We start from the raw sequence: 1,237 nt of genomic DNA, 5'->3' as shown, positions 1-1,237 counted from the left end.
TGACCCGCTCCCCGTATGTGATCCATTCATAATCAGGAATAACCGGCTTCATGTTGGTTGTGTATTCTGGCAACCGGCAGACTTCTCAGCAAATTCTGACGGGGTCATCCAGCCCAGCGCAGAATGGGGACGCCTCTGGTTATAGTGTATGCGCCAGGCCTCGATTTTGCACCGTGCATCCTCCAAAGACATAAACCAGTTCTCGTTCAGACATTCCTGCCTTAACCTGCCGTTGAAGGACTCCACCGTCGCATTGTCCGTCGGTGTTCCCGGGCGTGAGAAGTCGATTCTGATGCCTCTTTCGTACACCCATCTGTCCAGCATTTTCCCTGCAAATTCAGAACCATTATCGGTTTTCAGCAACTGAGGTAAAGGACGTCTGAGCGCTATGCTATTCAGCATTTCTGCCACTTCTGTTGAACGCAAATTCTGCCCCACGCAGATCCCCAGGCATTCGCGGGTGTACAGGTCGATAACCGTCAGCAGGCGCAGTCGTCGCCCGTCAAACAACGCATCAGAGACAAAATCCATGCCCCAGACGTGATTCGGATACAGACCCTGAGGCTGCGGTTGGCGGCGCTGGGCCGATTTATTGCGACGTGGCCGTTTGAGGCGCAGCGACAGACCCTGCTCACAGTAGAGGCGGTAGATTCTTTTGTGATTATCGCGCCAGCCTTCCCGCCTGAGCATCACGTATACCCGGCGGTACCCGTAATGAACCCGGGTTTCGGTTATCTCACGGATGCGTAGCCGCAGTGCGCTGTCGTCGGCGGCCACAGAACGATATCGAAACGAGCTGCGGCTGACCCGCAGCGCAAAACAGACCTGTCTCTCACTGGCACCGTAGCGGGCTTGCAAATCCCTGACCCATTCGCGCAGGCGTGCCAGCGTCAGCTCTTTTTTGCCAGCACGTCCTGCAGCATCGCCTTGTCGAGGCTCAGATCGGCAACCAGCCTCTTCAGCCGCAGATTTTCCTCTTCCAGCTGCCGCATATGCTTCAGTTCCGAAGGAGAAATGCCGCCGTATTTTTTACGCCACGTATAGAAAGTGGCATCCGAAATGCCCAGCTTGCGACAGACGTCCGGCACTGACGTCCCCAGCTCAGCCTGCTTAAGGGCAAAAACAATCTGCTCTTCGGTGAATCGTGACTTTTTCATCGGCACCACCTCCGTTCAGGGGAGTGTTTATCATGCCGGAATTCTGTTTCTGAATGGAGCAGGATTTTGGGTCAGGGTCA

Annotated in this window: 1 protein-coding gene; it reads right to left on the bottom strand. The window is 55.0% G+C overall.

The features are described from left to right. Positions 1-48 precede the first annotated feature (48 nt). Positions 49-1,157, bottom strand: a protein-coding gene (locus J1785_RS00885) for an IS3 family transposase (protein WP_377434635.1) whose coding sequence is annotated in 2 segments (ribosomal slippage) — positions 49-896 and positions 896-1,157 — 1,110 coding nt in all. Because the reading frame shifts where the segments join, the coding sequence is not laid out codon by codon here. Positions 1,158-1,237 lie beyond the last annotated feature (80 nt).

Source organism: Rahnella perminowiae, from assembly GCF_019049755.1.
GTDB lineage: Bacteria > Pseudomonadota > Gammaproteobacteria > Enterobacterales > Enterobacteriaceae > Rahnella > Rahnella perminowiae.
The sequence above is the reverse complement of the archived record's forward strand: the minus strand, read 5'-3'. Positions and strand labels throughout refer to the sequence as shown.